At 53.6% G+C, this 26,201-nt stretch carries 22 protein-coding genes; 9 read left to right on the plus strand and 13 right to left on the minus strand.

Annotated features, from left to right (window positions below):
- Positions 1 to 180: 180 nt before the first annotated feature.
- Positions 181 to 1,047 (minus strand): sigma-70 family RNA polymerase sigma factor, encoded by an 867-nt coding sequence (locus ACSPJT_RS13480; protein WP_435893081.1) that lies wholly within the window; start codon positions 1,045 to 1,047, stop codon positions 181 to 183.
- 601 nt (positions 1,048 to 1,648) lie between these two features.
- Here ACSPJT_RS13480 and ACSPJT_RS13485 point away from each other — a divergent pair.
- Positions 1,649 to 3,187 carry a YifB family Mg chelatase-like AAA ATPase gene (locus ACSPJT_RS13485; protein WP_435893082.1) on the plus strand — a complete coding sequence of 513 codons (1,539 nt, stop codon included), beginning with the start codon at positions 1,649 to 1,651 and terminating at the stop codon, positions 3,185 to 3,187.
- A 22-nt stretch (positions 3,188 to 3,209) separates the two neighbouring features.
- On the opposite strand, the gene ACSPJT_RS13490 is transcribed toward ACSPJT_RS13485, so the two are convergent.
- The 3 genes from ACSPJT_RS13490 to ACSPJT_RS13500 all read right to left on the minus strand — a co-directional run bounded on the left by ACSPJT_RS13490 (position 3,210) and on the right by ACSPJT_RS13500 (position 8,049).
- Complete coding sequence (locus ACSPJT_RS13490; protein WP_435893083.1) at positions 3,210 to 5,030, minus strand: sulfatase-like hydrolase/transferase; 1,821 nt, start codon at positions 5,028 to 5,030, stop codon at positions 3,210 to 3,212.
- Positions 5,027 to 7,210, minus strand: a complete 2,184-nt coding sequence (locus tag ACSPJT_RS13495) for an alpha/beta hydrolase (RefSeq protein WP_435893084.1) — start codon at positions 7,208 to 7,210, stop codon at positions 5,027 to 5,029. The genes ACSPJT_RS13490 and ACSPJT_RS13495 overlap by 4 nt, the downstream gene beginning before the upstream one ends.
- Before the next feature lie 125 nt (positions 7,211 to 7,335).
- Positions 7,336 to 8,049, minus strand: coding sequence for a PEP-CTERM sorting domain-containing protein (locus tag ACSPJT_RS13500; RefSeq protein WP_435893085.1), 714 nt, complete (start codon positions 8,047 to 8,049; stop codon positions 7,336 to 7,338).
- Between the two features lie 378 nt (positions 8,050 to 8,427).
- Between ACSPJT_RS13500 and ACSPJT_RS13505 the strand changes: the two genes are divergently transcribed.
- The 3 genes from ACSPJT_RS13505 (at position 8,428) to ACSPJT_RS13515 (ending at position 10,458) form a co-directional block, all read left to right on the plus strand.
- A complete protein-coding gene (locus tag ACSPJT_RS13505; RefSeq protein WP_435893086.1) occupies positions 8,428 to 9,399 on the plus strand; it encodes a DnaJ C-terminal domain-containing protein in 972 nt (323 codons plus the stop codon).
- A gap of 22 nt (positions 9,400 to 9,421) precedes the next feature.
- The gene (locus tag ACSPJT_RS13510) at positions 9,422 to 9,748 is read left to right on the plus strand and encodes a chaperone modulator CbpM (protein ID WP_435893087.1); all 327 of its coding nucleotides are present in this window, start codon (positions 9,422 to 9,424) and stop codon (positions 9,746 to 9,748) included.
- Positions 9,749 to 9,864: 116 nt separating this feature from the next.
- Positions 9,865 to 10,458: an ANTAR domain-containing response regulator gene (locus tag ACSPJT_RS13515; protein WP_435893088.1), complete on the plus strand. Its 594-nt coding sequence runs from the start codon at positions 9,865 to 9,867 to the stop codon at positions 10,456 to 10,458.
- A gap of 79 nt (positions 10,459 to 10,537) precedes the next feature.
- Here the strand turns inward: ACSPJT_RS13515 and ACSPJT_RS13520 are convergent, their stop codons facing one another.
- The 6 genes from ACSPJT_RS13520 to ACSPJT_RS13545 all read right to left on the minus strand — a co-directional run bounded on the left by ACSPJT_RS13520 (position 10,538) and on the right by ACSPJT_RS13545 (position 14,408).
- A complete protein-coding gene (locus ACSPJT_RS13520) occupies positions 10,538 to 10,696 on the minus strand; it encodes a DUF1328 domain-containing protein (RefSeq protein WP_435893089.1) in 159 nt (52 codons plus the stop codon).
- A 32-nt stretch (positions 10,697 to 10,728) separates the two neighbouring features.
- Positions 10,729 to 10,893, minus strand: coding sequence for a hypothetical protein (locus tag ACSPJT_RS13525; RefSeq protein ID WP_435893090.1), 165 nt, complete (start codon positions 10,891 to 10,893; stop codon positions 10,729 to 10,731).
- 43 nt (positions 10,894 to 10,936) lie between these two features.
- Positions 10,937 to 11,392 (minus strand): DUF2383 domain-containing protein, encoded by a 456-nt coding sequence (locus ACSPJT_RS13530; protein ID WP_435893091.1) that lies wholly within the window; start codon positions 11,390 to 11,392, stop codon positions 10,937 to 10,939.
- A gap of 293 nt (positions 11,393 to 11,685) precedes the next feature.
- A complete protein-coding gene (locus ACSPJT_RS13535) occupies positions 11,686 to 12,741 on the minus strand; it encodes a sialate O-acetylesterase (RefSeq protein WP_435893092.1) in 1,056 nt (351 codons plus the stop codon).
- Between the two features lie 77 nt (positions 12,742 to 12,818).
- A complete protein-coding gene (locus ACSPJT_RS13540) occupies positions 12,819 to 13,517 on the minus strand; it encodes a class I SAM-dependent methyltransferase (RefSeq protein WP_435893093.1) in 699 nt (232 codons plus the stop codon).
- Positions 13,518 to 13,610: 93 nt separating this feature from the next.
- Entirely contained in the window at positions 13,611 to 14,408 is a 798-nt protein-coding gene (locus ACSPJT_RS13545; protein ID WP_435893094.1) for a ParA family protein, read from the minus strand.
- 201 nt (positions 14,409 to 14,609) lie between these two features.
- Here ACSPJT_RS13545 and ACSPJT_RS13550 point away from each other — a divergent pair, with 201 nt between their 5' ends.
- From ACSPJT_RS13550 to ACSPJT_RS13570, 5 genes are all read left to right on the plus strand, one after another.
- The gene (locus ACSPJT_RS13550) at positions 14,610 to 17,681 is read left to right on the plus strand and encodes a DEAD/DEAH box helicase (protein WP_435893095.1); all 3,072 of its coding nucleotides are present in this window, start codon (positions 14,610 to 14,612) and stop codon (positions 17,679 to 17,681) included.
- Positions 17,682 to 17,742: 61 nt separating this feature from the next.
- Positions 17,743 to 18,495, plus strand: a complete 753-nt coding sequence (locus tag ACSPJT_RS13555) for a prolyl oligopeptidase family serine peptidase (RefSeq protein WP_435893096.1) — start codon at positions 17,743 to 17,745, stop codon at positions 18,493 to 18,495.
- Between the two features lie 100 nt (positions 18,496 to 18,595).
- Positions 18,596 to 20,038 carry a Wadjet anti-phage system protein JetA family protein gene (locus tag ACSPJT_RS13560; protein ID WP_435893097.1) on the plus strand — a complete coding sequence of 481 codons (1,443 nt, stop codon included), beginning with the start codon at positions 18,596 to 18,598 and terminating at the stop codon, positions 20,036 to 20,038.
- Positions 20,035 to 20,709 carry a DUF4194 domain-containing protein gene (locus ACSPJT_RS13565; protein WP_435893098.1) on the plus strand — a complete coding sequence of 225 codons (675 nt, stop codon included), beginning with the start codon at positions 20,035 to 20,037 and terminating at the stop codon, positions 20,707 to 20,709. The genes ACSPJT_RS13560 and ACSPJT_RS13565 overlap by 4 nt, the downstream gene beginning before the upstream one ends.
- Positions 20,706 to 24,080, plus strand: a complete 3,375-nt coding sequence (locus tag ACSPJT_RS13570) for an SbcC/MukB-like Walker B domain-containing protein (protein ID WP_435893099.1) — start codon at positions 20,706 to 20,708, stop codon at positions 24,078 to 24,080. Before ACSPJT_RS13565 ends, ACSPJT_RS13570 begins: the two co-directional genes overlap by 4 nt.
- A 48-nt stretch (positions 24,081 to 24,128) precedes the next feature.
- On the opposite strand, the gene ACSPJT_RS13575 is transcribed toward ACSPJT_RS13570, so the two are convergent.
- The 3 genes from ACSPJT_RS13575 to mgrA are packed head-to-tail and all read right to left on the minus strand — an operon-like array spanning position 24,129 to position 26,133.
- Positions 24,129 to 24,476 carry a DUF488 domain-containing protein gene (locus ACSPJT_RS13575; protein WP_435893100.1) on the minus strand — a complete coding sequence of 116 codons (348 nt, stop codon included), beginning with the start codon at positions 24,474 to 24,476 and terminating at the stop codon, positions 24,129 to 24,131.
- A complete protein-coding gene (locus ACSPJT_RS13580; protein ID WP_435893101.1) occupies positions 24,473 to 25,144 on the minus strand; it encodes an MOSC domain-containing protein in 672 nt (223 codons plus the stop codon). The genes ACSPJT_RS13575 and ACSPJT_RS13580 overlap by 4 nt, the downstream gene beginning before the upstream one ends.
- Complete coding sequence (mgrA, locus tag ACSPJT_RS13585) at positions 25,144 to 26,133, minus strand: L-glyceraldehyde 3-phosphate reductase (RefSeq protein ID WP_435893102.1); 990 nt, start codon at positions 26,131 to 26,133, stop codon at positions 25,144 to 25,146. Before mgrA ends, ACSPJT_RS13580 begins: the two co-directional genes overlap by 1 nt.
- Positions 26,134 to 26,201 lie beyond the last annotated feature (68 nt).

The raw sequence follows: 26,201 nt of genomic DNA on the forward strand, positions 1-26,201 counted from the left end.
TAAGTCGGTAGTCGACAACAATGAGGCGCGCTAATCATGGTGAACTAGATACCGTGACCAAGACAAAAGAAAAGAAAGAAAAGAGCGGCAGGTTTGCACCCACCGCTCTTCACACCTACGATCCCAATCTTCGATGTCTAGGCCCGAAAGCTAGGACATCTTGGATTGTGTTTTTTTATTTTATGAGGCCTCAACCGTTGCTCCTATGAGGGGCTCGGGCATAGGCTCCTCCTTCCTATGCAGTGCTTTACGCATTTTTTCAAGCGCAATGTTCTGCAATTGGCGGATTCTTTCTCGGGTCACGCCGAATTCGACGCCGACCTCTTCGAGAGTCATTGGTTTCTTGCCATCGAGTCCGAAACGGGCGTCGATGATCCTGTGCTCTCGATCGTCCAACACGTCCAGCAGCTCATCGAGCTCGCCGTGCATGTCTTTGTTATCGAGTGCGGCAAATGGATCTACGGCGTGTTCGTCGCCGATGATATCACTGAACTCGGAGCTGTCGTCCTCGTGAACAGGAGCGTTCAATGAGGTAGGGCGCTTGGAGGCGCGCTTGAGCAGCGCCAGCTTTCTGCGTGGAATTCCCAGTTCTTCAGCAAGTTCGGCTTCAGTCGGTTCGCGACCGATTGCCTCGGCGAGTATCGTGGAAATCCGGCGCATACGCGCGATTTTGTCGACCATGTGGACCGGGAGTCTGATCGTCTTGCTCTGGTTGGCCAGAGCGCGTTTGATCGACTGCTTGATCCACCACGATCCGTAAGTGGAGAGTTTACCACCCTTGTTCGGATCGAAGCGTTCTACTGCTTTCATCAGGCCGATGTTACCCTCGGAAATGAGGTCGGCGAGAGGCAGGCCGTAGCCGCTGTAGTCCTGGGCGATTTTCACCACCAGACGGAGGTTGGCTCGGATCATATGAGCGCGTGCTTTTTTGTCACCCTTCTTGATGCGGGCTGCGAGCTCCACTTCCTCCTCAGGAGTAAGTAGCTCGGTTTTAGAGATCTCCCGCAAATAAAGTCGCAGGCTAGTATCTGATTCAAATTTAGACATGGTATTGTTGGGTTGAGTTTTCTTAGTTATGGTTATGCTATCGGCTTTGTGCCGAACCCTCTTGAGCGAGGGAGTTTGATGTGTTTTGTATCGTTTGCTTCTTATGTTGTGGCCATTGTTTCTGTGGCTGGACCGCTGGGGTATGGAGATCTATGCGGTCGGGTTATTCATGTTCGCAGCTATTTTCGCTAAGTTGTCACTATGGAATAGCTCTCATATAGTTATACGTCACTGGGCAGGAAATTGTTCTATTTTTATCCAATAATTTGTGTTCACTATGTAAATATGCATTCACCTAAGGTATGACTGTTTTATGCAGGATTTATTCCATCTATTTTAGAATTGTTCTAAACGTCTTAAAATAAGCAAGTTGATGGTTAGAGGGGTGGGTCTGATCACTGAGTGCATGGGGCAAAGTGCATGTTTTATGGCTTCATCAGTGTGCATTATGCACCACAATGGCATGCAAACGATTACAATAGGCATGCCAGTTTGGAATCTGCCGTTTGAAACGGGCACCATCGATGTCGGGCTTTAACTTATTCGCCTGAACAGAGCTTTATCCCTTTACCCTACCAGACCGAAACCAGTAGCATGAGGAATGATTGTGCGTTTGTATTCGTCTGCGTTGCTCGGCGTGGAAGGTATTGAGGTGGAGGTCGAGGTCAGTGCGTTCAATGCGGAAAAACCTGCCATCAATGTCGTCGGCCTGCCTGATGCCGCGGTGCGTGAGAGTTCACAGCGAGTGACATCCGCCCTGAGTAATTCCGCTCTCAGCTGGGCCAAGGGAGTGAAGACGGTGAACTTGGCTCCGGCAGATTTGAAAAAGGAAGGTCCTCGCTTTGATCTACCAATCGCACTGGCACTCGCCGAAACAGCAGGGGAAGATCGTGTCGAGCAGCCAGAACGATACTGCATCGCCGGAGAGTTGGCTCTGGACGGAATGGTTCGACCGATCCGAGGAGTACTACCCATGGCGCTCGATGCCAAACGCCGTGGCAGGACCCGCTTGATCGTTCCAGCGGCAAATGCCGCCGAGGCAGCCGTAGTCGAAGGTCTCGAGGTCTACGGAGTCGATAACCTGCGCGAAGCCTGGGACTTCATTACCGGACAACGCATCATTCAGCCTTTTGATCTCGATCGAAAAGCCCTCTTCGATACCCGGCGCAAATACCAAATAGGTCTCGAGGATGTCAAAGGTCAGCATCAGGTGAAGCGTGCTCTGGAGGTCGCTGCCGCGGGCGGCCATAATCTACTGATGGTCGGCCCACCAGGCACGGGGAAATCGATGATCGCCAAACGCCTGCCAACGATTTTACCGGACCTCACCGAATCTGAGGCGATTGATGCGACCAAAATCCATTCGATCGCTGGGTTGTTAGGAAAAGAGAATGCCTTGCTGGTGACGCGACCATTCAGAGCGCCTCACCACACCATATCGGACGTAGGTCTGTTAGGCGGAGGGGCGAATCCTGGACCCGGCGAGGTCTCACTGGCTCACAATGGCGTGTTGTTTCTTGATGAGCTTCCTGAATTTCGAAGACAGACATTGGAGGTGCTGCGCCAGCCGTTGGAAGATGGACACGTCACCATTTCTCGCGCCGCCGGAACCCTGACCTTCCCTAGCGACTTTATGTTGGTAGCCGCGATGAACCCATGCCCGTGTGGCTACTACGGTGATGTCAAACGTGAGTGCCGCTGCTCGCCGCCACAAATCGAAAAATATAGGCAGCGGATTTCCGGCCCCTTGTTAGACCGGATCGATTTGCATGTCGAAGTGCCGCTGGTGGAATACCGGGATCTTGCATCCGATGAGTCTGGTGAGACATCAGGTGCTGTTAGGGAGAGGGTGGAGGCTGCCAGAACCCGTCAGCTCAACCGATTTGGTGGCAAACATGACATCACCTGCAATGCCGCCATGCCCAGCAAGGTGATGCGTGAGCACTGCCGCATCGACGCCACCGGATCAGGATACTTGGAACACGCCATGAACGAGCTCAATTTCTCCGCCCGAGCCCATGATCGGATTTTAAAAGTAGCCAGAACCTTAGCCGATCTCGCGGATGCTGAAGAGATCGCCGCCGAACATATTCTGGAAGCCATCCAATATCGCTCGCTCGACCGGAAGCTGATGATGTGAGTTTATCCCCGACAACGGAGGTCTATGGTGCCGCGGTATCTTCCAGACGGAAGAAACGCTTGGCATCAAGATGGTTGCTGAGGCGGAAACGAAACTGCATTTTCCCGCCGCCGAGGTCTTGCACGTCAAGATACTGGAGCGGTGTGTAGTTCCACAGTTCTAAGTCGGTGGATGTGGATGGAACCCATGAGATATCATCGCGGTCGATAGCCATGGAGTATTGATAGACAGGTTCGTTAGAACCAAAGCCAAAGCCGGAGAGGTCTTCGAAATCAAGGGCGGTGGTTGGGCGCGACTGGGCATCGAGAGCGTCGCTGCCCGCTCCATATTCTTCGCGGTTACTGAACCCATCGCCATCGCTGTCGGCGTCCGGATCGGAGAGCTGGGGATTTCCGTCAGCCCATTCGGTGTAGATGATGCCAGGACGGGTGCCTTGGGTGTTGAGGTCGGGGCTGTGAGCCGCGACGACGGACTGGTTTGCGCCTGCGACGTTTGCAACTTCGTATCGGTAGGTGGAGAGGTCGTAGAGATCGTGGTTTCCGCCGGATTGAATCAGGCGCCAGTCGGAGGTGCGGATGGTGGTCTGGCTGCCCCAGCGGGAGTAGGCATGATTTTTTCCGGGAGCGTAGGGGTTGCGGATCATGGGGACCAGTGAGGCTCCATCGGCGGATGACGGAGGCGTGAGGCCGCAGAGGTCGGCGATGGTCGGGTAGATGTCGATGGTTTCGACGACGCCTTTGGCGTGGATGTTGGCGAAGGCGGGGCTGCGCATGCTGGCGGGAGGACGGATGATGAGGGGGGCTTCGAGCGAGCGTTCTATCACCTTGTGTTTACCGATCAGTCCGTGGTCGTCGAGGCACCATCCGTGGTCACCCCAGATGACGACGATGGTGTTGTCGGCGAGGCCGAGGGTATCGAGTTCGGCGAGGATTTTACCGACTTGGGCATCGATGTAGGAGACGCAGGCGAAATAGGCGTGGCGGAGCTGGGCACGGTTGCTGCTGTTGGTGTAGCCGCCGACCTCGCCAGAGTTTGTGAAGATGCCCGAGGTCGCGCCGGTGGGGGGGCTTGCAGGGCTGGGATCTGGCAGGGTGTTAGGATCGTAGAGATCGAAGTAGGCCTTGGGCGCGTTGAAGGGGAGGTGGGGTTTGTGGAAGCCGACGGCGAGGCAGAAACGGGTGCCGTCGTCTGAAAATTCGCGGAGTTTTTCGATGGCGGCATTTGCCATCTGGCCATCCGGATAGGCATCGTCGGGCAGACTCTGACCAAACTCATCGGTACCGCTTTCCCAGGCGGATGTCGAGCCAGCCACGCGGCCTGTGCCATCAGCGTAAGCGAAGAGCGGGTAGCGCTGAGCGCCCCATTTGTCGTGATCGTAGAGAATTTCATCCCAGGAGAACTGCATGTCCGGGCGGGTGGCGTATTGGCGATTGATATCGTATGTCGATGGATAATTCCAACGGTAGCCATCGGGTTCATGGGTGTTTTTTCCAAGTGATACCGTGTGCCAGCCGTTGCGACGGAGGAGGTCTACCCAGCTTTCTGGTTCAGCGGGCAGGCTGGTGGGCATGAGGTTGAATGCATTGTTGTTGTCGCTGCTGGCGGTAGGGCGTTTACCACTCATCAGGGCGTAGCGGGAGGCTCCGCAAGTGGGCACGGCGACGTAGTGGTTGCGAAACACGCGGCCTTGGCTGGCGAGGGAGTCGATGTTCGGGGTGACCATGTGGGTCTCGCCGTAGCAGCCAAGTTCCGGCCGCAGGTCATCGACGGCGATGAAGAGCACGTTAGGCTGCTGCGCAACGGCGGTGATGGCGGTGGCGAGGAGGATTAAAAAGGGTTTCATGGTGCGGCTTGAAAAAGTTCGAATCCGTTCAGAAGAAGAAAATTGTCGGTTCCGTTAGATTGGGTCGAGCGCAGCTCGATGGTCAACGGGCCAGTGCCATCGTGGGCGAGTTCGAAGGTGATGGTGGGGATCTGGCTGTTGTTGATGAAGGTGGTGTTGAGACCAGCCGCACCGAGCGCGGTGGGCTGGACGGATTCTTGGACTACGCCGCCGATGCGGGCTTCGATGGTGTTCGGCGTGGTGTTATTCACTCCCTGAGCAAAGCCGAGCACATTGGAGGTGATGGGTTCGAGGTGGTAGGAGCGGAAGGTGTAGTCGCCGGCGGGGAGGTTGGTGATCTGGATGTTGATGGCTCCCTTGCGGGTGGCGATGAAGTCGGAGACGAGGAAGGATTTTGACGTGTCTCCGCCGGGGATGGCGCGGGTGCTGTCGGTGTTAGCTCCGCGGAACTCGAATTTCTCCGCATTCGGCTGGGAGATGGTGACTTGGTGGGCGCCGTAGTTTTTGATGTAGGATGTGGCGTTGTCGTTCTGGGTGGTGGAACCGGAAACGATGCGGAATTTCGACTGACTGGGTGAGCTTAGGGCGTCGTTGCGATTGAAGTCGATGGCGATCAATGCGTCTGTTAGTTCTGCCACAGGTGGCTCTGCCGGGGCAACCAGCGTGTGGCCTTTGACTACGGCGATATTGCTGAACTGGGCCTGGGTGGAACTGAGGTTTCCGGTCATCAGGAATGCGACGCTATTGTAGCTGAAGTCATTGAGCGCCAGATTCAAGAGGTTCTGTTCATGATGAAAATTGGCACCGTCGCTGAAGCGGACAAGCAGATCGATTTTATCGCCGTTGCGGGCGATCAGCATGGTGAAATCCACGGGTGTGTTGGCTGGAACGTTGGCTCCTGCAGATGCAATGGGACCGAGTGTGGTGGAGTGATTGCTTTCAAAAGGGTTGCTTGAGCTGGTGCCGGAAGCTCGAGCGATGGTTCCAGCGGAGGAGCCTGGTGATGATGCCCATATGCCGGAGTAGCCTGTGCCATCACCAGCGGTCACTGGGTTATCGCCATTGAAAAGACCGATGCGGAAATTTCCTGCGGTCATCGCGGCGTTGAGGGTGACCGTGCCAGTGAGCCGGATGTAATCGCCGTCTACGAGGTTGATCGGTGTGAAGTTTGCCGCGATCGCATCGGTGCTCGCATCCGTGGTCAGAGGGGAGGCGGTGGCTTCGCTGTCTCCTGAAAATCCTGCATTGCCGAAGATCGTTTCCCAGTTGGTGATAGGTTCGGGAGCGGCGTGGGGATCGGTGAGGTAACCGATGGAGACGAGAAATTGGTCCGTAAGGAAAACGGTGGCATCGTAGCCGTAGAAGGGGCCACTGCTGTCGCCTTGGACATCGAAGTTGAAAAAGCTGTGAGGCTGGTCTTGGTAGAGGTGCAGATCGCAGCGCAGGCCCTCGGCTTCCATCGCAGTTTTGTAATTTTTGGCGGCGGAGACGGGGACAAGGGCGTCATTGGTGCCGAGAAAAACGGTGGTGGGTGGCGCGGTGGCGGTGATGTTGTGCAGGGGGGAGATGTCTTGCCAGTAGGCTTGCACGCGGTCGTGACCGTAGCCGCCGGGCCCATTGTCGAAGACGGGGTTGTAGAGGACAAGGGCATTGGGCCTGGAGCTGATCGAGAGGTTTTCACCCGGTTCTTCGTAGCTGCTGAGAGTGCCGGTGGCAGCGGCGATGTGTCCGCCTGCCGAGCCACCGCCTGCGGCGATGCGGTTGGGATCGATGCCCAAGGCGGCAGCGTTGGCGCGGAGGTAGCGCACGGCTGACTTTCCATCCTTCACACATTCCTGGGGTGTGGTGCCGTGGTCGTTCTGGGTGCGGTATTCTGCAGAGACTGCGACGATACCGCGCGACGCAAGGTATTCGCAATGCGGATGAAAGTGGCTGGGGGAACCATTGACCCAGCCGCCGCCGAAGAAGAAGACAATGCAGGGTCGGCTGTCTGTGGCCTGGTGACCGTCGGGTGTGAAGATGTGCAAATCCAGACCGACTGGATTGTTGCTGGAGTTGACCGTCTGTTTGTATTCAATCACCTGATCCGGTGTGTAGCCGGGGATGTCATAGGCGGAGACGGTGCTGACGGTGAGCAGAAGAGAGAGTGCTGTCCGTGTCAGATGAAGGCGAATGGTCATAGGCTTGGCTGAGTATAATCCGGTAAGTGTAGGAGGTCAAAAAAAGCCCCCTGACGCCATGGGAATGAAACCCGGTAGCGGCCAGAGGGCTGAAAGTGCTGAGTTCCAGCGAGGCGCTGAGTCGATTAACGACGGCGACGCAGGATGAGGGCGAGTCCACCAAGGCCGAGGAGGGCGGTGGAGGATGGTTCTGGGACGACTTCGTATCCGACGCCGTCATACCAGGCGCGGTTGTTACCGGTGTGGCTGAGGTTGTAATCCACAAAAATATCGGCCGATCCACCGGTCACGGTGACATTTTCGAATTTCACCGCGAAGAGTTCGCGAACGCCTCCTTCGTCCGTGATTGGCGCGGTGCCGGCATAGGTCAAGGTGCTGGCGTCGACAACACCGGTGGTGGTAGCGCCAGTGACCGCTGGGTTTCCAGGAGAGCTGTAGGTGGTGAGGGCTCCGGATGTGAGACCCGTTGAAATCACCCAGTTCTGGGTGTCGCTAACGGTTTGATCCCAGTAGAAAACGTAGAGGTCGTAGATACCGTCGGCGAGGCTGATCGTGGTGGTGAGTTCGGGAATGCCTGTTGGAGTGCCGTTGGTCGTTGGTAGCGCTTGGAATATGCTGGTGTTACCATAGGGACGCTCACTCCACTGCGTGGCATACTGGGTGCCTGCATCGGGGGAGGTGTTGTCCACTCGCCAGGATGCATCGGCTTGCGTGCTTCCGGTCGCACGTGTGTTTCCGCCGGTGCCTTCGACGGCATCAACGTAGGTGATGGCAGCTTGGGATGAAGCGATAGTGAGAGCGGCTGCGCCTAGGGTCGGTATTAGTTGGTGTATTTTCATTGTGTGAATTCGTGGGCATTTGATTCTGGACCACCCTCGACCGAGTTATGATCGATAGGGTTTGGATTCGAAAGAGGCACTGTCTAATTCTCCCGAATGGCTTTTGAGGAAAAGGTGGGAAAGCCGATAATCAGCGCCCTCTCGTGCGGTGCACATGGTTCGAATAATCGAGGAAAGTTTTTCAAAGTTTGTATCCGCTAGAAAGCTAATAGGTTAAGTAACGACTGGTCTCCCTGGGGATCTAGCAGATTTGCTATTTTTCCGTGCTCCGGCTGTAGGGAACAGCCGAGTTCAACAATGTTAATGTGTTGCTCGGCTACGAGTTTGAAACCATCTTGTCAATCACTTCAGCTACGTTAGAGTGACGGTCATTGAACTATGAAATTCCGAGATTACTACGAGGTGTTGGGCGTGAGCCGTGATGCCAGCCAGGATGACATCAGAAAAGCGTTCCGTAAATTAGCTAGGAAATATCATCCGGATGTTGCCAAGGACAAGGACACGGCTGAGGAAAAATTCAAAGAGGTCAATGAGGCCTACGAGGTATTAGGCGACCCAGAAAAGCGCGAGAAGTATGACACCCTCGGCAAGGACTGGAATAATCCCGGAGCCGGTCAAGCTGGGGGTGATCCCTATGGTGGATTCTACGGCGCGCATTCTGGTGACGGGGGATACGAGAACCATTATTCCGGCACCGGTTTCAGTGACTTTTTCGAGCAGATGTTTGGTGCTGGCGCAAGTTCAGGCGGCGGGCGGTATAGTTCGTTCTCAGGAGGACCAGGTGGCAACTCACCGATTCCTGGACAGGACGCTCATGCAGACATTTTGGTATCTTTGGACGACGTTGTGAATGGCACCGAGCGCTCGTTACAGCTCAAGCAGGTGAACCGGGCCACAGGAACCAGTGAGATGAAAACATCTCGCATCCGCATTCCCAAGGGTATCACCGAAGGTCAGCTCATCCGCTGCGCGGGCTTGGGGAATCCAGGCTACAATGGAGGTCCGCCAGGGGATTTGTTTTTACATGTTCGCGTAGAGAAACATCCGGACTTTAGGATCGTGGGTTCCGACCTTTATCACGAGCTACCGCTGGCCCCATGGGAGGCAGTGTTAGGTGCCGAGGTTTCAGTCAAATCACTCACTGGCTCGGTGAAAATAAAAATCCCATCGGGAGTCGAGAATGGCACCGAATTAAGAATCAAAGGCAAAGGCCTACCGCAAGGCACCAGTGGCAGCCACGGTGACCTCTATGCCGTCATCCAACTGGTGACGCCGTCTAAACTAACCGACGAAGAGAAAGACCTTTGGCAGCAGCTCTCCAAGGCATCCACATTCACCCCCCGTTCATAAATCATTAGCCCAACAAAAGATCATGACTTACCGATACGAAATCACCCTTTTGTCACAATCACGCACTGAGCGCACGTTGCTCACGACCATCGCTGACGCGGCGGAACTCTGTGGCCTGGAAACGGATATCATCGAGGAGTTCCTTCACAGCGGCCTGGTCAGGGGATTCAAGGACTCAAATGACGACATCTATTTTGACCAAGCAGGCATTTCGCGCCTGCGCCATATCGCTTATCTACGAGAGACTGAACAAACCAATCTGCGGACGATTCGCTACATCATAAGTTTGTTAGATAGTCTGGAGGCCAAAGAAGCCGAAGTGCGTGAACTTCGCGAAAGATTGAGATGAGATTTCACCGAAGTGACCGGTTGCTACACGTAGGATGCGTTAGCTAACAATCTGATCATTACGCATTTTTGGGGATTGCCGCACGTGTGCATTTCAGATAACTCCAGTGCCACACTATGGAAAACAGACTTAAAGGGGTCAAAGTTTACGTTGGTCACCAGGACGAGACCCAGCGAAGTAGATTGGTATCTATCTTGGAGAAGCTGGACATGGAAGTCGTCGGCGAAACGTCATCGGCGGCGGAGATGGAAAAAGCCTGTCTCGCTAAGCGACCGGATCTCATTGTATCGGGTCTGTTTCCCTCTGAAAATCCCGGTGTGGACGCCTTGGTCTCTATTGGCGAGGTCGAGCCGATCCCAGGTCTGATCATTGCGAAAAAGGAGGACATGGAGGCGGTGGAAAAAGCGTTGGAGGATCACGTCATGGCGTATCTGATAGATCCAGTGGATGAACACGATCTGAAGCCGACTATCTATCTTGTGATCAAAAGATTTGAGCAGTTCCAAGAATTGCGTGAAGAAAACGAGAACCTCAAGGAGGTGATTGCGACTCGCAAAAAAGTCGAGCGCGCCAAAGGGGTCTTGATGGCACTTTATGATCTGACTGAAGAGGATGCCTATTTGAAAATGCGCAAGGTAGCGACGGATCGGCGTATCAAGTTAGGCGAGGTCGCCGACCTTGTGATCAAAAATGCCCAGAAAAGTGCGTAGCTCAGTGCCTCCAATAAATGAAAAACCGGAAGACCGCAACGAGTGCAATCTTCCGGTTGGATAATTATGGCTCTGTGAGCTACTTCGCGCCTCTCATGATGAATGAGACGATCCAAACGATCAGGAAGACGATGAATAGTATTTTAGCGATTCCTGCTGCTGAGCCGGCGATGCCACCGAAGCCGAGAACGGCAGCGATGATTGCGACTACGAGGAATACAAGTGACCAGTGTAACATGTTATTAGTTGTTGGTTAGGGTTAATTGTTTATTAGTTGTCTGTAGCGTCTTCGACTTTGTCACCCGCGTCATCCACGGCTTTGTCGATTTTTTCACCCGCTTTTTCAGCAGGTCCTTTTTTCTCACATGCAGTGAAAGTTGCAAATGAGGCGATTCCTAAAACTAGGAAGGTGATGGATGTTATTCTTTTTATCATAATATTAGTTTTGTTGGAGAGAAGAAGGTTAGGGGGCGACGAGTTAGTCGACTAACTCCTCAAGTCGTTCAAGGGTGACGATGTGTCGGTTCACTCGCGGCAGCAGTTCGGCGCGAATCATTTCTTTGCATTCGGGTAAAACGTGGCCATCGGAAAGAGCCTTGGTGTAGAGGTCCACTCCATGTTTCTCACCGTTCTGCAGCGCCTCGATAGCTGATTCAGCACCGAAGAAACTGGCGGTGTGTTGGATCATTTTGACAGTGGTTCCCCACGCGCCGGAATCATCGTCGGGTTCCCCACGCATGCTGCGGATGTTGACCTCGAGAATGCCAATGGCGACGGCATGTTCGTTTCGAATGTTTGATAGCTCGTTGAGCTTTGGCTCATCGCTGAATTTTTTGATGGCGATGTCGTATGCTTCTACGGCTGAGCGTTCTCCTCTGAGAAGTTCGTTGCAGACGTCGATACATTCACTGTTAGTTTGATTGATGTGGTTCATGAGATTTCTAGTGTTAGAGTGATGTTGTCTCGCACGTGGAGATTAACACGGTGTTAACTCTGTCTTTTTGGACAGGATTGAATTCCAAACAATTGCCCTCACTGTCATTGAGGGTTCGGTTTGTTAGACTACGCAGTCTATATGTCATTTGATCGTGCGTGGAGGCTGTTCAGTGCTATGTGGGCACCTTGGGTGAACTGTCTATTACGCTTTTATTTCTAATACCTCTAACCGTAGTTGGGTGTATATCTACCGTCAAATTATATTATAACGGTCGTTTGACAAGGTTCTGACTACGAACCTGTTACGTGTTCCAATTTGATCGTCGCTTCAGCGAAGGCCTTGCCAATACGGTTAAACCAGATGGCACTTCCGTAGTAATGGTAGCCTCGGTCGGAGCCTACCTTTTTCCATTCCTCGAACCGGGCTTTCCAATCGGGGTAAAGTTTCTCAGCCGCTTTGTCGACGAGCACATCGGTGCGCACGGCTGTGACGTTGCCTTTGAATTCAGGCATCTTTTCCATGGCAAGTTGTGCCTCTTGGATCGTTTTCATGGCACCCTTCGCGGGGGTGGAGCCGTTTTGACCCATTACACCAATGACAAATGGCAGCTTTGGACTCTTTAAATCTTTGCGAACGTCGTTGATGAAATGCTTCATGTTAGAAGCGTATTCAAGCTCTGCTCCATTGTACTGATCATTCCATCCTTGGAACCAAACAAAGCCGGAGATTTCAGGTGTCTTTCCTTTCAGCTCTGGGAATAATGTTTCGTATTTGGCCAGTGTATCCTGAACCTCCTTCATCATCATTCGGTATGAGCTTCCGTAGACCGCTTGGATGTCTTCCATTGTGGGTAGCGGATCATTGCGCTTACGTTTTTCGTTGTTCTGTTTGGTTCGTTTGATCGCATTGGAAAGTTCCTTTTGCAGGAATTCTTCACTGGGTAGTCCAGCTGATGGAGAGCGAAATTTCTGGAACAGAGAGTGACCTCCCCAGCAAGTTTTGATGAGCAATACCGGTTGCTTGTAGTGGTCGCCAAGTCTCGTCCCATATTCAAGTTCCAGGCCCGTCCTTTGACCACGGGAACCATAAGCCTTCGTTAGGCCACCGTGCTTCTTTTCATATTTGATGAAAACATCATCTCTGGTAATCCATTTGCCGTCTTTGCGGAGATGGCTGAACAGATCTGCGGTTTTGGCATTGGTGGCTTGATGCTCGAGTAAGCCGTCTTGAACCTGGCCTACCATGTTGGATTGGCCAGCTAGGATAAACACCTTGAAGGTTTCAGCACTAGAGACAGCTGAAAGACCATAGCTCAGCGTGATTGCGGCAAAGACGGATCTGATCATAATCAGATACATACGCTGGCAGGTTACCCATTTTGTGCACTATTTTGGGCTTTGATTAGACGATCTGGCAGAGGTGGCTATTCTGAGAACTCAAGCATTCCCACTAGCTCCGCGCTGTCGCGGTAGATGAGTTCGCCCGAACCTAAACCCGAGTCATAGGCAAGCTGTCGCCAGGCCGACTGGTCAATGGGGTTGCATTGTGTCGTCAGGTGCGCTCTAACGGCGTCGATCTGCGTTCTATCCAGCAATGTCCAGTTAGCCTCTGCATGCGCCATAAGCCGCTCTTTGTAGACTGCTTGTTGTTCACCCTGGTTGGGAAGTAGGTCATAGACCATGAATGTGCCGGTGGGGCTCAGAATCAGCCTGATGTTATCCATGGCTGAGGCTTTGTCCTCCTGCTCTAGGTTGTGGAATGAGTAGCCCGCTATAACCAGGTCGAATGGGCCATGGAGCTGCTGGATCAATCGGGTGAAATCACCGCAGGGGAGCTCAACACTCCACGAGTAGCCCTTGAAGTTGGAACGTGCGACATCCAGAGCCTGTTGTGAATGATCAATGCCGTAGTACTGGACGGCATCGTTGCCTAGGAATGATCTTCTGGCGACGTAGCTATCCCCGCAGCCCAAATCAAGAACTCGAATCCCGCGTTGGTCACGTTTGTGGAGCCATCGTTGTAGCACGCCAATGATTTCGCGATGCTGCAAGTAATTGCGGGCTATGATGTTCTGAAAGAGAAGCCAGTCTTCGAATAAGTCGTCTGTATGATGAGATCCCATGGTGGCAGGGCCAGACCGGGGAGGAGATCTGTGGGTAGGATGGGTTAGAGGGTGGTTGTGTGGAAAATTGTTGGGGCGTGGGAGGCTTGAAATCTATGCGTGGGCTGCAATCGGCGGTCCGCAGACTGAATGCCTGGTTAGGAACTCGTCGGCAGCATCGCCATAGGCTTTGGCACCGATGCCATTGGGGTCGTGCTCGAAAATGGTCATGCCATGGCTGGGAGCCTCACCGATACGGATTGATCGGGGAATGACGGTATTGTAAAGCTGGGCAGGGAAATAGTTACCTACTTCCTCGACAACCTGACGTGAGAGATTGGTGCGGCCGTCATACATGGTCATCAGGATGCCCTCGAGAGTGACATCTGGGTTAGCACCGGTGTCGCGGATTTGCTCGATGACTTGCACAATTTTAGCCAGTCCCTCCAGGCCGAACCATTCACACTGGAGCGGGATGAGAATTTCGTCAGCAGCAGCCAGTGCCGAGGTCATCAGAACTCCCAGCGATGGCGGGGTATCCAGAATGCAGAAGTCAAAGGAGTTGTGCTCTTTGGAAGCGGACAGAAGCCCGCGCAACCGCATCAAATGGTCGTCCATTCTTGCGAGTTCGATTTCAACCCCTGCGAGATCCATGCCGGATGGAATAAGAGAGAGGTTGGGGAGTCGGGTAGGGATGATTTTTTCCTCCATGCGGCCCTCTCCCAGGAGTGGGTAATACATGCTTTCCGCTCCGTCAGGTTCGCAGCCAAGGCCGCTGGTGGCGTTGGCTTGTGGGTCGAGATCGATCAGTAGGACTCGCTGTCCACGAGCTGCCAGGCCGGCAGAGAGATTGATCGCGGTGGTGGTTTTACCAACTCCTCCTTTTTGGTTGGCTGTGGCTACGATTTTCATTTTCGGGAAATTGTGATGTGCAGGCCTCCGAGTCGATAATGAGTCCGGAGCACAGCATCAGGTTGCGTCAGGAACCATGCACAATTAGCACGCTCCACCAAAGATAAAAAACGCCCGATCTGTAAACGCGTCGTTGCACTGTAGACACAATTCGCCAATCTACCTGCCCAGAGGGGCTAAAGAGCTTTTGGAATTACGATTATGGAGATCACCGAGCAATGGATTGGGCAGGCAGCTGGCGGGCGCGTTTTCAAGGATGCGCGTGCACTGGTGAAGCTGGGAAAAGTGACTCAGGTCAAGCGCACCGAAGGCGTTTTCCAAGGCATGATGCCAGCCGGGCGGAAACAGATGCGTGTGGTGGTGAAGGTGCTGGGCCCCCACGAGGTTCGCAATCTGTGCCAGTGCTCTGTCAGCAGAGCCACGGGTGGCATGTGTGAACACGCCGCCGCTGTGCTGCTCGCAGCAGTTACAGATCTCGATCCGGCGAGGAAAGCGGCAACTCCTAGTGCTCCACCGCGGTCCGAGCCAAAGGCGCTCACTGAGATGCACCCTCTCGACATCAGGATTTCCCCCAGATTTCCCCACGAAGGGCTTCGCTCCGTTCACTTGAAACTGGCGGAAAAAGAGGTGGATGTATCGCAGCCGGATCTGATTCTGGCTCTTTGGTTGCAGAAAAACATCGGCCAGACAGGCGCAGCCATGCTCTCTCTTCCAGAACACCAGCTCCCCGGATTTTTCAGAGCAGCCAGTGGTCACGCCCGAGTAACACGAGGGAATGACAACGTTCAAATTCGTGAGGCTTCACTTCGGCCGAATTTGGAAATGGAGCTGAACCAGGAGTCGGATGGCGAGACGGTATGGCTGCGAATGGCCGATCTGGAAAATGGGGAGTTGATCTTGCTGGGCGATGAACTGGCACTTTGGAACGAGGAAGCCAGCGAGTTTCTCATCGCAGCAGCCAATCAGGCTCATGGATCATCTTTGCAAGGTATCGTTTCCTTGGGCGATTTGGTTACTGGTGATTGGATGGAGGTTCCTACCGTCAAAGTCGTTCGTGCCATTGAGGAAATTGAAAAATCCTTCCATCTTCCCGACGATCTCGGAGGTATCGAACTGCGCGATGGTTCGCCAACCATCGAGCTGGAGATCTCAGGTTCTACCCGAGCACTTCAGGCCAGATTGGCTGCGCGTTACACCGATGAGGTGCGAGTCTCGCTTGGCCTCGCTTCGGAGGTAGTAGGCTTTCCATGTCGTAGTTCTGAAGCCAGTCATCGATGGATCGTTAGAAATCAGGAGAGCGAGCAGTCCGCCATTTCACGTTTAATGGATCAAGGTTTCGAAATCTTGGACGCCTCAGGATTTCTCTTCCTGCGCGGCGAGGACGAGGTTCTCGATTTTCTAACCATCACCTTGTCGCAACTTCGCAGCACATGGTCAGTGACCACCGAGGAAAAGCTGGGCAGAGTCGAGGAAGGACTCGAGCGTATCGTGCCACAGTTCAATATGGTAAACGGGGGGGCGGTCCCATCCGGGCAAGATTGGTTGGCATGTGATGTCACTTGGCAATGCGGTGAGAAAACTCTGGATGGCAATGCAGTGCGTCGTCTTCTGCAGTCGGGAAACCGAAGTATTCCTCTTCCTCGAGGCGGCAAGGCGGTGATCTCAAAATTCGATTCCGAGGTGATGGATGGCGTTATGTTAGATGCCGATCCTCGTCAGCAGAACGGTCGCTACTACTTTCCACCCAATCAAGCAGCCTACCTCAAGCGACTCAATAGCTACTACCGGCCCGACGGTGCTGCTGCGGAAGATAAACAACTGCCCGTTCCACCGCTGCCACAATCACTTCAGGAAACGTTGAGACCCTATCAGAAAGAAGGTGTCGACTGGCTATACCGTCGTGCCGCTGGAGAGGGAGCTGCTTTGCTGGCCGATGATATGGGGCTTGGAAAAACCCTGCAGACACTCGCTTTCATGAAGTTGTGGCAGGAAAAAGGCACCGCGCTCGTTGTGTGTCCCGCGACTCTGTTAGGCAACTGGCGCGATGAGATTGCCAAGTTTGTGCCCGACCTCAATGTGCTGGTGATGCATGGTCCCAAACGTAAAAATTACTTCGAGGTCATGGACAGCGCCGATGTCATCATCACAAGTTATGCTCTACTCGATCGCGATGGAAAACATTACCAAGAGATCGACTTTGGTGTGGTTGTCTTGGACGAGGCCAGTGCCATCCGGAATCCCGATACCTTGGCGGCCAAGGCTGCCAGAAAGGTGAAAGCCGCTGCACGCATTGCGATCTCAGGAACGCCTGTGGAAAACAGTGTGCGTGACCTGTGGTCGATCTATCAATTCCTTTTGCCAGGCTACTTGGGCGGTCGAGAAGACTTCCGCCAGCGCTATGAAATTCCCTGCGCCGCAGAGGTGCAGGATCAAGGGACGCGTGCGGCGATGCAACGCCTCCGGTGGCGCACTGAACCCTTCATGCTTCGCCGGACCAAGTCGCTGGTTGCCAAGGATCTTCCTGCAAAAATTGAGAGCATTGTCTGGTGTGATCCATCACCGCTACAAAGAGAAAGTTATCAGACGATCCTTCGCCAAGGGTCCGAAAAGGTCGATCAATTGCGACAGAAATCAGGCGCCGATAGCGCGCGGATGCAAATGCTTACCGTGCTGCTGAGGTTACGACAAACCTGTTGTGATCTACGATTGTTAGATGAAGGTCTGAAGAAAAAATCTCTGGCAGAAGTGTCGTCGAAGTTAGCTCGCTTAATGGAGTTGTTAGAAGAGGCTGAGCGTGGCGGCCACCGCGTTTTGGTATTCAGTCAGTTCACCTCTATGCTTGCCTTGATTCGCGCTGAACTTGAGCACGAGGAGATTGATTATTGCTATCTCGACGGTGGCACCAGCGACCGCAGTGGCCAGGTCGACCGTTTCCAGAATCCAGCCGGACCGCCCGTGTTCTTGATCAGTCTGAAGGCGGGTGGCTATGGACTCACTCTGACAGCTGCAGATACCGTCGTGCTCTTTGACCCGTGGTGGAACCCCGCAGTGGAAGCCCAGGCTGCCGACCGAATTCACCGCATCGGTCAGACCAAGCCGGCGACGATTTACAAATTCATTACCCGTGGCACCGTCGAAGAGAAAATCCTACGCTTACAGGAGAAAAAACGCAGCGTCATCGATGCCGCGATGGGTGAGTCAGACGATGAGACACGGCCAATGATGAACGGACTGAACCAACAGGAGATGTTGGATTTGTTGAGTCAGTCCTAGCCTGGGCTTGTTAGTATTTCTTCCCTTGTGAGTGCCTCATCTGCAGGATAGATATAGAGCTATGAAGAGAGTGATATTTTTATGCCTTTGCGTCGCAGCTGGTTTGGGGAATGCTATGGGTGAAATGGAAAAAGCCACCTTGGAGAAAGACGGAAACTCTTTGCCCTATCAATGGACCCGCACTGGTGATGGAGATTCTCCCTCACTCGTTCTATTTCTCCACGGAGCAGGTGAGCGCGGAAATAATAATCGCTCGCAGGTGCGCCACGGTGTTCCGGATTTATTGAAATGGTTGAAGCAGAAGAAAGAGGACTGTGTTGTCGTCGCTCCCCAGTGCCCGACCGAGAAATGGTGGTCTCATTCAGATGGCGACTTTCGGAATTCAGCGGTTTTAACCATGCGGAAAAATCCTTCGCCGCCGATGGAGATGGTGTTCACTGTCCTCGATCAATTGGTCAAAAAGCACGGAGTAGATCCCAGCCGCATCTACATCACCGGGCTCTCGATGGGCGGCTACGGCAGCTTTGACGCAGTCGCACGCAGGCCAGATTTTTTTGCAGCCGCCATACCGATCTGTGGCGGAGGCGACTCGAAAACGGCGGAGAAAATGAAGGACGTGCCGATGTGGATTTTTCACGGAGATGCCGATAATGTTGTTCCAGTCGGAATGTCACAGGCGATGGTAAAGGCTCTGAAGAAGGCTGGAGCTACTCCGAAATACACCGAATACCCTGGTGTGGGGCACAACTCATGGTCACAAACTTATCGTAACCCAGAGGTCTGGGCGTGGATGTTCTCCCAGAAGAAAAAATAATCTCGGCTAGGAGCCGAATCTTCCTTTTAAGACCAAACTTTTTCTGGCGCTTTACCCGCCTCCTGCCAAGCTGCGTCGAGCCAGCTCTCTACTACCTTCCGTGTCCAACGAACGTCTCTCTTCAGCTCTCTTTCGTGAAACGCGGGGAGCAGCATTTTTCCGAATACTAGCTGGAAAAAATGCGCCCTTTTATGTGGATGCGCTGACTTCACTAGAGCGCGAAGCCTCGGATAATCCCGATGGTATTTCGCGCGAGGTCGCGATCGGGCTCATCGAGGAAACGCTGGAGGCCCATCCGGAGATTGAATTTGATCCGGAGGAGTTGGCAGAGTCACGTGACCTGCGTGAAAAAGCGCGAAACCTGCTCGATGTGTTTTTGAAAAGCCACTGGCTCGAAGAGCCGCCACGTCGCGACTGGCGGAGGATGCTTCTCTTCGATGCCCATGGTTCCACCATGATCTCCGCCCTGCGCAAAATCGCATGGCCAGAGGCAGCGGTCTTCACGGATAAGATCACAGCGGTCTGTGCCATGCTTGCCGATGATGCTGCCCTTTCCGAGCAGCCGTGGCAGATCATCGAGAGCTGCCTAGCCAGCATCCACGAGGGTATCAACGAGCTTCGCTCAATGCAGAAATCCGTTCAGCGCCACACTCGCAAACAGCTAGAAGAGGAGACTCTCCAAGGCAACCTGGCCGTGGTGTTTGATGAATATGCCGATCAGATTTCCCACTCGTGCTACGCCGCCCTTGTCCGCGCACGGCTCCCCACGCGCCTCCCCGATGCGGTGAATAGGATCGCCAGCCACATCCTAAACGACGCCGCTATGCTCAATGCGATGCAAGAGGAGGTGCTGATTCGTTTTCCCGAGATCACCGCGGAGTCAGCGCGCACCAGAGTCCACTTCGCTTTGGATGAACTTATCGAATTGCTCGATCAAGTTCTTCCGATGGCCGATGAAATTGATCGCCGCACCGCTGATTTCACACGTCGATCTTTGGCACGTTTCCGCTACCTCCAAGACGTCACCGGTGAGCGCCGCACGGAGGTGAAAAGCTTCTTTGAATCGGTGAATCACGCGATTGCAGGACGAAAACTCCAGCGCACCAATGCTTCCTTGCCTGAGCTCCCGGAACTACTCCTCCCTGCTGTCAAACTCCCCGGCGGACTAGACACACTTTACTCACCGCCAAACCGGCGGCCACCCATGGAACAAGATCCGTTTGAGGATGCGGTCAGCGACGAGGATCGCGCCGTTGGCCTTGACGGGATGCAACGCACCATCCGCGAATCTCTTTCCGTAGCCCGCGCAAACCGACTCATAGAATCCTTCCCCGGAGGAAAAGGGGAGCGTATTGAAAGTGACGCCCTGACCTTGCCGAAAGGTGCTACCTCTGGCGATCTCATCGCCCTCTTCCTCCACGCCGAAGCTCCGGACGCGAGCTACCGTCTCGATGTCAGCCGTGTCGCTGAAGAACATCTTTCCCCGCCGCTCGACACCATTTCAGAAACCCAAGTTGAGCGTTTTGCCGTTATCAAAAAATGAATCTCGAAGAACCAAGCGCCTTCCTCACCGAGGAAATCCCTTCACTCCTAGCTCTCTCAGAGTCTGATCGCGATCGCCTCGCGGAAGTGCTTCAGGAACTGCTATCCACTGGCTCGATCAATGGGCTGGAGAGCAGTCGATCCAACCTCTACCATTGGGCCAGACAGCACGATGACTGGCTGCGAGAAATAGCTGCCCTAAATGGCCTCGATGTCGCCATTTACCATGAAGAAAGACTCATCCAGGCGATACCGCGCTCAGCCGGATTGCGACTTCGTCTCCCGCAAGATGCCACGCTTGTCTGGCTTGCACTCTGGTTTGCCGGCGATGTCCGCTGGCGTGATGAAGGGGCTGACCAAGCATTTCTTTCCGTCGCTGAATTGATGGATCTCATCCACGATCAACTGCTGCCTGACCTAGCCAAGAGAATCCCCCGTGGCCGACTTCAGGAGATCCTCCGTCAAGCCTCCCGGCTAAATCTGATCAAGCTAATCCACGCTGAACCATTTGAGGAAACAGGCATCGAAATCCTCCCCGCCATCCGTCGTGTCATTCCATTCCGAGACTTGGCTGACTGGCAAGAAACCGCCGCCCAGTTTCAACCTGAAATCGATCAGGATGAACTGGACGAAGAGGAAGAAGACCCAACCCAAGAAACTGAAGAAGCATGAGCCGCGCGATTCAACTTACCAAGATCCACGCCCTGAACTGGTATGGATATAGGGACTCACTGCCGGTCAAAGGCAATCTGGTTCTGGCCGGTGTCACCGGTTCAGGGAAATCCATTCTCATGGACCTCCTCATGCTCGTCCTCGTCGGACCCGAGCGCGCGCATCATCACTTCAACCGCTCAGCCACCGGTAGCAAAAGTGATCGCACGATTAAGAGTTACTGCATGTTAGACACTAAGCGTGAGGAGAACGGGCAGCCGCAGTATTTCCATGACAAAGGCGTCACCACCTACATCGCTGCCGAGTTCACTTGGCCGGACAGTTCCCGAGTGGAAACATGGGGCCTGCGTTTCGAGTTCCGCTCATCAGGTGAAGACGGAGGTTCACCCACACCATTTTTTTGCCCAGCCTCACTCGATAAAAGCGACTTCTTAGAAACGGCTGACGATGGAAAATTGCGCCCGAGTCCGCTCGGCACGTTCAAGCGCATGATCGAATCTCACGAAGGCAGGTTGTTCTCATCATCGCGTGAATACCTGCGCGATATGGCGAACCCAAGCCACCTGAACTTCAATAAAGACGTGCTCCAGCGGCTCCTGCCCAGCGCGATGTCATTCACGAATTTGAAATCCTTCGATGACTTCTGTCGCCAGTTTGTCCTCCCCGCCGAAGCGGTGCCAGTGGAGGATGTGGTTTCTTCATTCCGCGATTTTCAATCTTACGAACGCGAGCTAACAAGCCTGAAAAATCAGTTAGAACGCCTCACTCACATTCGCGAGGTTCACACCACCCATGAAAAGGCAGCCACCGATCAGCAGGTAGCCACTTATCTTGCGGCCGAATTTGCCCATCTCCACGCCGAGGACGTTGCGAACACCACCCGGCAACGACTCGATCAGCTCAAGGAGGACAACCGTGCTGATGAAGAACGCTTGGAGGAACTGGATAACTTGTCACGAGAGTGCCGTCAGCGCCGGGAATCCATCCTGGCTACTCTCAATGAATCATCGGAAGGGAAACTCTACCAAAAACTTGTCAACGATCTAACAGAGTTGGAGGGTGAGATCGAGGTTCTGCGACTCAAAGCCACTCGCATTGATCATCAGCTACAAAAACGCATCCAGTCTGCCCGTGATTGGGTCAAGGAAATCGAGCAAGCACCGCTGGAGAAAACCATCAACACGAGCGAGATAGATCAAGCTATCGAGACCCTGCAGAGTTGTGAAACCAAGGACTCGGACAGCAGCCTGCGTTTACTCGCTTATGCCGCCGATGATGTTGTCAAATCTCTCCGTGCCGCCTTCGATCCTTCTGCCGCAGAACTGAGAAGGCTACGTAGCGAAAAATCCGATCTCGATGCCAAGATCGAGAAACTCAAGAACGGAGTTTCCCCCACTCAGCAGCCACTTCTAACAGCGCTGCAAGCGCAGCTGCCTATTCTCGCTCAGCACAAACCGCCACGCGCTCTCCGCGATGTCTGCGAGGTGGCAGACGAGAAATGGCGGGTCGCTGCCGAAGTCGCTTTCAGTGAAAAATTTGCCGTCTTGGTAGATCCGGATCACTTCGATGACGCCCGCAAGATTCTCCAGCGCCTACCTGAATCAGAACGCGCCAAAGCCGGCCCACAACAGCTTGTTGATCTCTCGGATTCATCAACGCCTTCGGTTCTGAAAGGAACTCTCGCTGAGACACTGGAAACCTCTGACCCGGATGCCCGTCGCTACATCGATTCTCTCTTCGGCGAGATGGTCCGTGTGGAAACTGCCGATGAGTTAACGTTCCACCCGTCAGCCATCGCCGCCAACGGCATCCACAGGCGTGATGGTGCAATTATTAGCCCTGCGCCCTACGATGACCAACCGTTCATTGGTGAAAAAGGTCTGAAGCGACAGCTGGAAATCAAGCGCCAAAGGCTCAGTGAAATTGAAGCATCGCTACGCCGCCTGGAACCTCTCGAGCGCGAAGTGGAACGGCTTATCCAAGCGCGAACCACCGAGATTCCACAGCATCACGATATCCTCAACGATCTCGTCCGCGTCGAAGATCTCCCTGCCAAACAGGCGAAGTATGCTCAGGAAATGGAGAAGCTCGAAGCGATCAAAAACGATGAGTTTGATAAACTGCGCTTCGAGACCGAAGATCTCATGGATCAGATTGATGAGTTTTCCAAAGAGACAAAAACCATTCTGAAAAAAGGCCGCATTTCCGAAATCCAACGCACTGAAAAGGATCTCAAAGGACTCGAAGAAGTAGCCAGCCGTCGCGAGGATGATTTTTCGAAAACTCAGCTGCGCATCGATATCCATAAATATCTAACACGCTACAATGAGTGGAAAGGTGAAGCCCAAGAATACACTCCCGCTCTCGATGTTCTAGCCACTCAGTTCAAGCTGGCTGCGTCCAAAGCAGAAATCGACGCTACCAAAGCGATCGGCGACCTGAAACTGGCGATGGTCGAATTTAAAAAAGCATTCGCGCCCAAGTTTGATGACCTGCCGGAAGACGGTACAGATGCCACTGCTTACGTCCAGCGGCTGGAGCAGATCGAGCACGCCAATATCCCCGAATACGAAAAGAAAGCCGTCACCGAACGCAAACGCTGGGAGGCTCTCTTCCGCACTCAGGTTCTCAGTCGAATGCAGCAGGCTCTGAAGAACGTCGAAAACATCATCCGCCAGCTGAACCATCTGTTGCGGCGTCCAATCGCCCACGATCGCTACAAAATCGAAAAAATTCAAAACCCTGATTTCAAGATCTACCGCGAACTCATCGATCTTAACTCCCTGCATCATGAGGACGAGCTGTTCTTCTCCAGCATGGGCGATCAGCTGAAAGACGCGTTGGCTGATTTTCTCAAGACGCTGGTAGACAATGCCAATAGTCCGGAAGCTGCCAGGTTGTTAGACTACCGCCAGTATTTTGACTATGATCTAACTGTAACGGATATCCGCGAGACGGATGCTCGTCCGATCAGCGTGGACAAACAAAGTGGCAAGATGAGTGGTGGCGAAAACCAAAGCCCCTATTTCGTAGCCATTCTTGCCAGTTATCTTCACGCATACAATCGACACGAAAACCGCCGCAAGGAGCCATCCCTCGCCATCGTGCCCATCGACGAAGCCTTCTCCAAACTCTCCGGCGAGCGTATCCAGAACTGTATCGAAGCGATGTCAGAACTTGACCTCCAAGGCATGTTCTCCATGTCCAGTGGTAACATTCCCTACGCCTTCAGCCAGTGCGATGAACTCATTGTCATCTCACGGAAGGAAGAACGGCGCGGCACCCGAGTAGGGGTGCGAAATGTGCCTGTCATCCTCTATCGTAATTCGCCCGAAGGTCAGGAATGGATGAAAGAGGCCACCGTTTCATGAACAAGTCTATAGCCTAACTGCCTGCCGATATAGGTTGAATATGTTAGGTTAACCGAGTCGTCCTAGGTATTCTTTAAGGACCTTGGCATGAGTAAGCTCTTTGTCTTTGGCTCCATAGAGAAGCACCAGGGATTTACCCTTCACCTCTTCGAGTTTAGCCTTAGCGGTCTCCTTGTTTTCGCTGAGTTCTTCGAGGTATTTTTTACGAAACTCTGCCCACTTGTCAGGATCGTGATCGAACCATTTACGGAGGTCGTTACTGGGGGCGAGCTCTTTCCATTGATCGTCTAGATCCGCTTCCTTTTTGGAGATGCCGCGTGGCCAGAGTCGATCGCTCAGAACGCGGTATCCGGATGGCGCGTCATCTTCGTAGATTCTGTGGGTTGTTATATTCATGCCTCACCTTCAAGCCGTTTCGTGCTGTCCTCAACGGTTCTTTTTTCCGCCCGGTGGCTCAGAGTGGCTCGCCAGTTGGCAGAGAGGCCAGGGCAATTGGCTAGTTCCGCAGCAACATCCCAATCGGTCTTGTGGTGATGCATGACCTCATTGGCTTTGGCGACTGACCATGTCGTCTGAATTCTCTCCACGAGCGTAAGGGGTGAGCCTGCCTCCGTCTCACCTTCCTCAAGGACTCTGAAATACCAGCCCGTTCTGCCGGTTTCTTGCACATGGAGGGGGAGTTGTTTGATACCCCAGCGTTTGGCTAGCTTCCAACAAGGTTGGCGAGGTTGTGAGACTTGCACCAAGGCCGTTCCAATGCGGTAGATGTCGTCAATGAAAACGTCCGATTCTAACAGATACTGTGTGGTGAAGTTTTCACCGAAATCTCCAGCAGAGAAATCCAGACTCAGCTTGTTGTTCCAGAATGCATAGTGCTCCAGCGGGTAAGCGCAGATGGCTTTATCGGGGCCACCATGAGTTTTGAGGTCGGCTTGGGAGTCTCCAGCAAGGTTGATTTTTCCAACATGGAGGAGTCCGGAGACGGGTTTTTTTTGAATGCCGCTCAAGAAGCCTTTTGGCCCAGTCGCGCGAGGTAATCCGACTTGGACACTAACGACCTTCATCAGGAAGATACGTCATCGATCGCCATCAGTTCATCAGAATTGAAGTCTAACAAATCGAGACAGCGCACGTTTTCTTCCAGCTGTTTCACACTGGAAGCTCCGATTAACGCAGAGGTGACAGCGGGGTTTCGCAGCACCCAGGCGAGTGCCATGTGGGCTAGTGTTTGACCGCGTTTTTCAGCGATCTCGCTGAGTCGGCGAACTTGGGTGATCTTTTCCTCGACGGCAGATTTTTGTAGGAATCCGTGATCTTTTTCGGCTCGGGAGTTGGCAGGGATACCATCGAGATAACGACCTGTTAGGAGTCCTTGGGCGAGAGGAGAGAACGGAATGCATCCGACGCCATTGTCTTTCAAGACTTTGGTTAAACCACCTTCAATCCAGCGGTCAAAAATGTTGTAACGTGGCTGATGAATCACACACTGGACCCCCATTTTCTTGAGGATGGTGATGGCCTCAGCTGCCATGTCGGCTGGGTAGTTAGAGATACCAACGTAGAGTGCTTTGCCCTGCTGCACTGCGGTGGCGAGTGCTCCCATGGTTTCATCTAACGGAGTCTCGGGGTCGGGGCGATGGGAGTAGAAGATGTCTACGTAGTCGAGCTGCAGTCGATGGAGAGATTGATCGAGTGATGCCAGCACATATTTGCGAGACCCCCACTCACCGTATGGGCCGTCCCACATGTAGTAGCCAGCCTTGGAGGAGATGATCAGCTCATCTCGGTAGGCGTGGAAGTCTTCTTTGAGGATCTTGCCCGCATTGCGTTCAGCAGAGCCGGCGGGTGGGCCGTAGTTGTTGGCGAAGTCGAAGTGGGTGATGCCCAAATCGAAGGCACGGTGCATGATGCTGCGCGCTTCTTTGAGGTCATCGACATCACCAAAGTTGTGCCAAAATCCGAGGGAAATGGCCGGTAGCTTCAGTCCGGATTTGCCACAACGGCGATAGGGCATGCGGCCGTCATAGCGGTCGGGATCGGGCTTGTAAGACATAATGGGGGGTATTTTCCAAAGCCTACAAAGGCTTCGCTACAACGGTTGTAACGGAGCCTTCGCGCTTG

The organism is Oceaniferula spumae, assembly GCF_042849255.1.
Lineage (GTDB): Bacteria > Verrucomicrobiota > Verrucomicrobiia > Verrucomicrobiales > Akkermansiaceae > Oceaniferula > Oceaniferula spumae.

Excerpts from the sequence above, each read along its gene's own strand:
- ACSPJT_RS13540 (WP_435893093.1), bottom strand. The coding sequence starts at position 13,517 with ATGGGATCTCATCATACAGACGACTTATTCGAAGACTGGCTTCTCTTT.
- ACSPJT_RS13510 (WP_435893087.1), top strand. The coding sequence starts at position 9,422 with ATGACTTACCGATACGAAATCACCCTTTTGTCACAATCACGCACTGAG.
- ACSPJT_RS13545 (WP_435893094.1), bottom strand. The coding sequence starts at position 14,408 with ATGAAAATCGTAGCCACAGCCAACCAAAAAGGAGGAGTTGGTAAAACC.
- ACSPJT_RS13565 (WP_435893098.1), top strand. The coding sequence starts at position 20,035 with ATGAATCTCGAAGAACCAAGCGCCTTCCTCACCGAGGAAATCCCTTCA.
- mgrA (WP_435893102.1), bottom strand. The coding sequence starts at position 26,133 with ATGTCTTACAAGCCCGATCCCGACCGCTATGACGGCCGCATGCCCTAT.
- ACSPJT_RS13515 (WP_435893088.1), top strand. The coding sequence starts at position 9,865 with ATGGAAAACAGACTTAAAGGGGTCAAAGTTTACGTTGGTCACCAGGAC.
- ACSPJT_RS13530 (WP_435893091.1), bottom strand. The coding sequence starts at position 11,392 with ATGAACCACATCAATCAAACTAACAGTGAATGTATCGACGTCTGCAAC.
- ACSPJT_RS13555 (WP_435893096.1), top strand. The coding sequence starts at position 17,743 with ATGAAGAGAGTGATATTTTTATGCCTTTGCGTCGCAGCTGGTTTGGGG.
- ACSPJT_RS13535 (WP_435893092.1), bottom strand. The coding sequence starts at position 12,741 with ATGATCAGATCCGTCTTTGCCGCAATCACGCTGAGCTATGGTCTTTCA.
- ACSPJT_RS13520 (WP_435893089.1), bottom strand. The coding sequence starts at position 10,696 with ATGTTACACTGGTCACTTGTATTCCTCGTAGTCGCAATCATCGCTGCC.
- ACSPJT_RS13485 (WP_435893082.1), top strand. The coding sequence starts at position 1,649 with ATGATTGTGCGTTTGTATTCGTCTGCGTTGCTCGGCGTGGAAGGTATT.
- ACSPJT_RS13500 (WP_435893085.1), bottom strand. The coding sequence starts at position 8,049 with ATGAAAATACACCAACTAATACCGACCCTAGGCGCAGCCGCTCTCACT.
- ACSPJT_RS13480 (WP_435893081.1), bottom strand. The coding sequence starts at position 1,047 with ATGTCTAAATTTGAATCAGATACTAGCCTGCGACTTTATTTGCGGGAG.
- ACSPJT_RS13490 (WP_435893083.1), bottom strand. The coding sequence starts at position 5,030 with ATGAAACCCTTTTTAATCCTCCTCGCCACCGCCATCACCGCCGTTGCG.
- ACSPJT_RS13580 (WP_435893101.1), bottom strand. The coding sequence starts at position 25,144 with ATGAAGGTCGTTAGTGTCCAAGTCGGATTACCTCGCGCGACTGGGCCA.
- ACSPJT_RS13505 (WP_435893086.1), top strand. The coding sequence starts at position 8,428 with ATGAAATTCCGAGATTACTACGAGGTGTTGGGCGTGAGCCGTGATGCC.
- ACSPJT_RS13550 (WP_435893095.1), top strand. The coding sequence starts at position 14,610 with ATGGAGATCACCGAGCAATGGATTGGGCAGGCAGCTGGCGGGCGCGTT.
- ACSPJT_RS13575 (WP_435893100.1), bottom strand. The coding sequence starts at position 24,476 with ATGAATATAACAACCCACAGAATCTACGAAGATGACGCGCCATCCGGA.
- ACSPJT_RS13495 (WP_435893084.1), bottom strand. The coding sequence starts at position 7,210 with ATGACCATTCGCCTTCATCTGACACGGACAGCACTCTCTCTTCTGCTC.
- ACSPJT_RS13570 (WP_435893099.1), top strand. The coding sequence starts at position 20,706 with ATGAGCCGCGCGATTCAACTTACCAAGATCCACGCCCTGAACTGGTAT.
- ACSPJT_RS13525 (WP_435893090.1), bottom strand. The coding sequence starts at position 10,893 with ATGATAAAAAGAATAACATCCATCACCTTCCTAGTTTTAGGAATCGCC.